Origin of the sequence: Collinsella sp. AM23-17, from assembly GCF_003470945.1 — a bacterium.
In the GTDB taxonomy this organism is placed as follows: Bacteria; Actinomycetota; Coriobacteriia; order Coriobacteriales; family Coriobacteriaceae; genus Collinsella; species Collinsella aerofaciens_O.
The window spans coordinates 63,543-70,208 of record NZ_QRHU01000006.1; the positions used below are offsets into that span (position 1 = coordinate 63,543).

General features: G+C 61.0%; 6 protein-coding genes. All 6 read left to right on the top strand.

The features are described from left to right. The first annotated feature begins 252 nt into the window (after window positions 1–252). The 6 genes from DW645_RS03475 to DW645_RS03500 all read left to right on the top strand — a co-directional run bounded on the left by DW645_RS03475 (window position 253) and on the right by DW645_RS03500 (window position 6,501). On the top strand, window positions 253–648 hold the full coding sequence (locus DW645_RS03475; RefSeq protein WP_118226309.1) for a helix-turn-helix domain-containing protein: 396 nt from the start codon (window positions 253–255) through the stop codon (window positions 646–648). A gap of 181 nt (window positions 649–829) precedes the next feature. Then, entirely contained in the window at window positions 830–3,712 is a 2,883-nt protein-coding gene (locus DW645_RS03480; protein WP_118226311.1) for a proton-conducting transporter membrane subunit, read from the top strand. 12 nt (window positions 3,713–3,724) lie between these two features. Then, the gene (locus DW645_RS03485) at window positions 3,725–4,342 is read left to right on the top strand and encodes an NADH-quinone oxidoreductase subunit B family protein (RefSeq protein WP_117786205.1); all 618 of its coding nucleotides are present in this window, start codon (window positions 3,725–3,727) and stop codon (window positions 4,340–4,342) included. After that, window positions 4,342–5,058, top strand: a complete 717-nt coding sequence (locus tag DW645_RS03490) for an NADH-quinone oxidoreductase subunit C (protein WP_117786206.1) — start codon at window positions 4,342–4,344, stop codon at window positions 5,056–5,058. Before DW645_RS03485 ends, DW645_RS03490 begins: the two co-directional genes overlap by 1 nt. A 5-nt stretch (window positions 5,059–5,063) precedes the next feature. Then, window positions 5,064–6,152, top strand: coding sequence for a nickel-dependent hydrogenase large subunit (locus tag DW645_RS03495; RefSeq protein WP_117786207.1), 1,089 nt, complete (start codon window positions 5,064–5,066; stop codon window positions 6,150–6,152). Window positions 6,153–6,159: 7 nt separating this feature from the next. Further along, entirely contained in the window at window positions 6,160–6,501 is a 342-nt protein-coding gene (locus tag DW645_RS03500) for a 4Fe-4S dicluster domain-containing protein (RefSeq protein WP_117769766.1), read from the top strand. Window positions 6,502–6,666: the final 165 nt, after the last annotated feature.

Genomic DNA, 6,666 nt, shown 5'->3' on the forward strand with positions numbered 1-6,666 from the left:
ATGGGGGTCAATAATTGCGTAGGCCATACCAGCTAAAAAAAGATACCAATCTGGTTGGTAAAACACCGTCAATGAGCCGCGAGCTAACTAGCTGCGTAAATAAAACCTAAAGAACTGTTGCAAATTAATGGCAAATGCCCAGATAGCGAAATTACGATTTTCAATTAACTGTTACGTGCAAACAGCAAAATGCTACTATCTAACATGCACGTAAGAAAGCAGATTAACGGTTAAGGCTAAGAAGTGGCAGGTATGTCGGAAGCAACTAGGACTCGTACGCATGCGCCTGAGGTTAGGCAGCGCGCCGTCGAGGTCCTCCAAGAGGGGGTCGGTCACCGCGCCCTCGCCGCAAAGCTTGGCATTCCCCAGGCCACGGCTCGTCAGTGGGCCCGCGCATATGCCGTGGGTGGTGCCAACGCCGTGCTCAATGCGGGCGCTCGTCATCACACCTATTCGTACGACGTAAAGCCCGCCGTGGTTAAGGACCGTCTGGAAAACGGCCTGACGGTTCGCGAGGCCATGATCAAGCATAAGATTCCCAGCGAGTCTTCGGTCAAGGCTTGGTGCCGTCAGTACCGCGAGAGCGGTGAGTCCGCACTGGTCGATAAGCCGCGCGGTCGCAAGCCGCGCGTTAAAAAGGCGGAATAGCAAACGGGATGGTGCGCCCACAGGGGCGCATTTTTCTTGCCGCCCCTCTACTCCAATGCGGACAGACTCGTTACCCCGTACGCCTAAAACTCCCCAGTTGACCGAAAACCCGCCGCCGCTACTCCTCAACTGAGCTATAACGTTAGACAATTGCAGCGTTTTTGCATGGGGGAGTGATGGTATGACGCTACTGTATTTCCTTACCCTGTTTCCGCTGGTACCGGCGCTGGGCATGCTGCTCACTCGCGGTGACCGCGCCCGCGATACGGTGGGGCTCATAGGTTCCGGCATTATTATGGCGGTGACAGTTGTAGTCGCCGTCATGTTTTTTGGCGCGGGCCCGCAGAGCTTCGAGGTGGCACCGGGCACCTCGCATGTGCTCTCGATCATCAGCTCCGCCATCGATGTCATCCTGTGCGCCGTCATCCTGTACAACGCGTATAAATATAGGAACGCGCTCACCACGGTGCTCGGCATAGTCCAGCTGGTGGGCTCCGTTGCCTTCGCTGCCATGACGTTGCCCGCGGCCGAAGCCGTCACGGCGACACCGCTCTACCTGGATTACATGAGCGTGATCATGGTCCTCGCCGTTGGCATCGTCGGCAGCCTGATTTGCGTGTACGCCCTGGGCTACATGAAGGACTTCCAAGCCCACGACGAGCACGAGGCCGCGCTGCGCGGGCAGACCGCGCCCGACCGTCGCCCGCAGTTCCTGGCGCTCATGTTCCTGTTCCTCTCGGCCATGTTCGTCATCGTGACGAGCGATAACCTGGAGTGGCTGTTCTGCGGTTGGGAAATCACCACCGTGTGCTCGTTCCTCATGATTGGCTACACGCGCACGTCCGAAGCCATTAAAAACGCCTTTACCCAGATCATCCTCAACATGCTGGGCAGCATCGCGTTTTTGGCCGGACTCATGTACCTGCACGTTAACGGCATGCCGCTGACCATCTCGGGCATGATCGAGCTTTCCGGCACCGGAACCGCGCAATCCGCGCTGCTGGTGATGCCAGTCATCCTGCTATCGCTCGCCGCCCTTACCAAGGCAGCGCAGATGCCGTTCCATACCTGGCTGCTCGGTGCTATGGTTGCCCCCACGCCCACGAGCGCCCTGCTGCATTCGTCAACCATGGTCAAAGCCGGCGTGTTTTTGATGGTCAAGCTGAGCCCGCTCTATGCCATCTATCCCGTGACCGGCTTTATGGTCACGAGTGTGGGTGCCATCACGTTTTTGCTCGCTGCCCTCATGGCCATCTCGCAGAGCAACGCCAAACGCGTGCTCGCGTACTCCACCATTTCCAACTTGGGCCTCATCAGTGCCTGCTTGGGTGTCGGCGCGCCCGAGGCCGTGTGGGCCGCTATCTTCCTGATCCTGTTCCATACGGTGGCAAAGTCGCTGCTGTTCCTGTGCGTGGGCACGGCCGAGCATCATATCGGCAGCCGCAATATCGAGGACATGGACGGTATGTTCAGCCGCATGCCGCACCTGACGCGCCTGATGATGCTGGGCATTATGGGCATGTTCGTGGCGCCGTTTGGCATGCTCGTGTCCAAGTGGGGCGCCCTGGTGGCGTTCGCGCAGACCGGCAACGTGCTCATGATCATGGTGCTTGCCTTTGGCTCGGCCGCGACGTTCTTCTTCTGGGGCAAGTGGCTCGCCAAGCTTTCGGGCGTCGACCCCACGGCCCAAAACGTCGAGGTCAATGTCCATAAGACCGAATGGATGGCGCTCAACACCATCGCCGCGCTGCTGATTCTGTGCTGCGTGGCGTTCCCGGTTATCTCGAGCGGTCTGGTGTCGCCTTACTTGGCCATGGTGTTTGGCCGCGTGCCGTATGTTATTGGCAAGGATGCCATGTATCTGATGGTGGTTATCGTGGCGTTTATCGCCGTGGTGCTGCTGACTTCATTCCGCGTGAGCAACAAACCGCACGTAAACGTATATCTTTCGGGCGTGGGAACCGACAAATATCGCCATTTCCGCGGCTCGATGGGGCACGAATTGAAGGCCGCAAAGCGCAATTGGTACTCGGAGGACGCCCTTGGCGAGAAGCGTATTGGCCCCGCGGGTAGCGTCGTGTGCTGCAGCATTATCCTGTTCGCGCTGCTGTGTTGCGCGTGGATTGGGCCCGAGCGGCTTGCCATGAGCGCGCCCTCGGTGCTGCGCGGCAAGTATTTTGAAGGTTCGGGTGTCGTGGGCATATTTATTGGTACCGTGGCGTTTGCCTTGATTGCGCCGCTTGTGGGTGGCCTGATCGACGGCCTTGACCGCAAGCTTTCGGCCCGCATGCAGGGCCGTGTGGGCCCGCGCCTGCTGCAACCGTTCTACGACGTTGCCAAGCTGCTGCGCAAGGCTCCTGCCAGCGTAAACACCATGGACGATACCTATATGGCATGCGCGCTCATCTTTACCGTCGTGGGCGGCGGCATCTTTGTGTCGGGTTCCAACACGCTGCTGTGCGCTTTTATGGTTACGCTCGCCGCGATCTTTGTGGTGCTGGCGTCCGCCTCGACGCAAAGCCCGTTTGCCCAGGTTGGTGCCGATCGTGAGTTGCTGCAGGTCATGAGTTACGAGCCCGCCGTTCTGCTGATGAGCGTGGGCCTCTACCTTGCCACCGACAGCTTTGATTCCATCGCCGTGACGGGGCAGTCGGCGCCCATCATCGTGTACAGCGCGCCCATTTTCCTTGCGCTGCTCGCGGTGCTCACCATCAAGCTGCGTAAGTCGCCGTTTGACCTTTCGTACTCGCATCACGCGCATCAGGAGATTGTCCAGGGCGTCGCCACCGAGATGAGCGGCAGCACGCTGGCCAAGATGACCCTTATGCACTGGTGCGAGACCGTGCTGTTTTTGATGTGGGTGGGCATGTTCTTTGTCTGGGACAACCCGGTGAGCTGGGTGGTCGCCCTGGTCGTGATGGTCGCGACGTATTTTGTCGAGGTACTGATCGACAACACCTTCGCCCGCAGCACCTGGCGCAGCTGCTTTAAGCTCGGCTGGGGCGTGGCGCTGGTGTTTGGCCTGCTCAACCTTATGCCCATCCTCGTCGACGTGTTTATTTAGGAGGCGGCATCCATGGATCATAAAATGTCGCGCTCGCCGTGGGTTATTCATTACGACGGCTCGAGCTGCAACGGATGCGATATCGAGGTGCTGGCCTCGCTCACGCCGCTGTTCGATGCGGAGCGCTTTGGCGTGGTCAATACCGGCAACCCCAAGCATGCGGACATCTTTTTGGTGACGGGCTCGGTCAACGCTCAGAACTTGCCCGTCGTGCGCCAGATTTACAACCAGATGCTCGAGCCCAAGTGCGTGGTGGCCTGCGGCATCTGCGCGTGCTCGGGCGGCGTGTTCCGCGATGCCTACAACGTGATCGGCGGCGTGGACCGCGCGATTCCCGTGGACGTGTACGCGCCCGGATGCGCCATTCGCCCCGAGACCGTGATCGATGCCATCGTGGAGGCGTGCGGCATCCTGGACCAGAAGGAGGCCGTGATGCGTGCTGGCGGCGATCCACTTACCGTGGGCGGTGCCGCTACCTGGGACGGCGGCGTTGAGCTGGGCGAGGACGGGTTTGTGGCTGCGGGGGCCGGGGCTGACGGTGCCGGTGACGCGCCTGCCGGGAAGCCTGCTGCGCCCGCCGCTGGCGACGCACCTGCTGAGACGCCCGCCGCTGCAAAGGAGGCCGAGTAATGCAAGAGGCAATCTATACCACCGTTGGGATCGACGAGCTCCTGTCGCATGTCCAGGCGCTCAAGGGCGCCGGTGCCCGCTTTGTGCAAATGCACGCCGAGCGCAACGTCGACGACGGCACGTATCGCTTGGTCTATACGTTTATCAACGTTCATGCTGCTCAGGAGCATATTGCGCAGGACGGTAGCTATGCGATCGAGAACCTGGTGGTTGAGGGAATTGATCGGCACCAGGAGATTCCGTCCATCAGCTCGTACTGTCCGGCGGTATTCCCGTTTGAAAACGAAGCGCACGACCTATTCGGTCTTGCCATCACCGATATGCAGATCGACTTTAAGGGCTTTTTCTACCAGGTCTCGACTGCCGAGCCCATGAGCGTTATCACGCCCGAGGTGAAGGCTGCGCGAGAGAAAGCCATGAAGGTCCGTGCCGCTGCCGAGGCCAAGGCGCGCAAGGCCGCGGCCGAGAAGGCCGCCGCTGCTGCGGCTGCTGCAGGGGAGGGCGCTGCCAGCGCCGGCGATGCCGCGGGCGCCGCTGCTCAGCCCGCTGCGGCTGCCGGCTCCGATGCTCAGCACGATGAAGCTGCCGCCAAGGCCGCGCTCAAGGCTGCCGAGATGGAGGCAAAGCTCGCCGCCATGGATCCCGAGAAAGCGGCCAAGGTCCGCGCGGCGCTTGCCGCCAAGGCCGCCCGCGACAAGCAGAAAAAGGAGGCGTAAAGTCCATGGCACATCGCTCCGTTATTCCGTTTGGCCCGCAGCACCCGGTGCTGCCCGAGCCGCTTCATCTGGACCTGGTGATCGAGGACGACCGCGTCATCGAGGCAATTCCGCAGATCGGCTTTGTGCACCGCGGACTCGAGAAGCTCACCGAAAAGCGCGATATGCACCAGTTTGGCTATATCGCCGAGCGCATCTGCGGCATCTGCGCCGTGGGCCATAGTTGCGGCTATGCCAGCGCCTGCGAGCGCATGCTCGACATCGAGGTACCCGGCCGCGTGCAGTATATCCGCACCATTTTGCACGAGCTTTCGCGTATTCACTCGCACCTGCTGTGGCTGGGCCTGCTCGCCGATGCCTTTGGCTTCGAGGCGTTGTTCTATCGTTCGTGGACGCTGCGCGAGCAGATTCTCAAGATCTTTGAGAGCACGTGCGGTGGTCGCGTGATTCTGTCGATCAACGAGATCGGCGGCCTTAAGCACGACATTGAGGACTCCGAGCTGGCCGGCATTGTCCAGACGCTCGACGCCATGCGCGCCGACTACGAGGCCCTGGTGCATACGTTTTTGGACGACGACAGCTGTGGCGAGCGTCTGCATGGCGTGGGCGTGATCAGCAAGAAAGACGCGCTGGAGCTTTCGATGGTCGGTCCGTTTGGGCGCGCCTCGGGCGTGGATTACGACGTGCGCATGTTTGGCGACGGCGCCTATGCGGATCTGGCCGCGTTTGAGCCCATCGTGGCGACCGACGGCGACTGCTATGCCCGCTGCCAGGTGCGTTGCGCTGAGGTCACGCAGGCCATGGATATCATCAAGGAGCTTGCCGGTAAGATTCCACACGACGGCATCGGCGGGCGCACCAAGCTTACGCCGGCCGACGGCGCGCGCGGCGAGGTTGTGATTGAACAGCCGCGCGGCGAGGCGTACTACTATGTACGCGGCAACGGCACCAAGAACCTGGACCGTTTCCGCGTGCGAACGCCGACGTCGCAAAACCTGGCGGGTCTGACACATGCGCTGCAGGGCGTGCTCCTTGCCAACGTGCCCATGATTATCCTGACCATCGACCCCTGCATTAGCTGCACGGAAAGGTAGGCGCGGCATGAGTTTGCTGACATTTGCCAAGACGGCCTTGGGCTCTATGGTCAAGCAGCCGGTTACGGTGTGCTATCCGCAGGAGGGGCTGACGGCACCAGAGCGCCTGCGCGGACATATCGTCAATGACATGGATGTGTGCATCTGCTGCGGCATGTGCGCGCGTCGCTGCCCGGCGGGCGCGCTCGCGGTCGATCGCAAGGGCGGTACCTGGTTGATTGACCCGTACGCCTGCGTGGTGTGCGGCGAGTGCATCGAAAGCTGCCCCAAGCACTGCCTGACTATGGACACCGCCCGTACTCCGGTTGCGGCGGATAAGACTCCCACGGTAGAAACCAAGCCGGAGTAGCGCTGGAATGGGGCTGGTATAGCGCTGGAATAGGGGCCGGCGGGGCAAAAATGCCCCGCCGGCCCCGCGCGTGAACGCGTGTGCGGGCCGCCACGCGACCCGTCCAGCCCGAAAATGACCCGTCTGCCATGAAATGGGCCCATCTACTACGTTTAAGCCGCTACC

What these genes read in the sequence shown, in the direction of transcription:
- DW645_RS03480 (WP_118226311.1), top strand. Translation starts at nt 830, where the DNA reads ATGACGCTACTGTATTTCCTTACCCTGTTTCCGCTGGTACCGGCGCTG.
- DW645_RS03500 (WP_117769766.1), top strand. Translation starts at nt 6,160, where the DNA reads ATGAGTTTGCTGACATTTGCCAAGACGGCCTTGGGCTCTATGGTCAAG.
- DW645_RS03485 (WP_117786205.1), top strand. Translation starts at nt 3,725, where the DNA reads ATGGATCATAAAATGTCGCGCTCGCCGTGGGTTATTCATTACGACGGC.
- DW645_RS03475 (WP_118226309.1), top strand. Translation starts at nt 253, where the DNA reads ATGTCGGAAGCAACTAGGACTCGTACGCATGCGCCTGAGGTTAGGCAG.
- DW645_RS03495 (WP_117786207.1), top strand. Translation starts at nt 5,064, where the DNA reads ATGGCACATCGCTCCGTTATTCCGTTTGGCCCGCAGCACCCGGTGCTG.
- DW645_RS03490 (WP_117786206.1), top strand. Translation starts at nt 4,342, where the DNA reads ATGCAAGAGGCAATCTATACCACCGTTGGGATCGACGAGCTCCTGTCG.